The 227-nt window shown below is 58.6% G+C and carries 1 protein-coding gene; it reads left to right on the top strand.

What is annotated here, in order from left to right; translation table 11 throughout:
• Nucleotides 1-227: transposase (locus FHC52_RS22680; protein WP_220393409.1), on the top strand; the 227-nt coding region annotated here is incomplete at both ends.

Raw genomic sequence — 227 nt, 5'->3', positions numbered from 1 at the left:
TTCATGGAGAGGAGCAATTTGTCTCAGCCGATGCCGGCTACCAAGGAGCGCCACAGCGCGAGGAGCTGGCCGAGGTGGATGTGGACTGGCTGATCGCCGAGCGTCCCGGCAGGGTAAAAACCTTGAAGCAGCATCCGCGCAAGAACAAAACGGCCATCAACATCGAATACATGAAAGCCAGCATCCGTGCCAGGGTGGAGCACCCGTTTCGCATCATCAAGCGGCAG

This window comes from Enterobacter sp. EC_64, assembly GCF_019584165.1.
GTDB classification, from domain to species: Bacteria; Pseudomonadota; Gammaproteobacteria; order Enterobacterales; family Enterobacteriaceae; genus Enterobacter; species Enterobacter roggenkampii.
The sequence above is the reverse complement of the archived record's forward strand: the minus strand, read 5'-3'. Positions and strand labels throughout refer to the sequence as shown.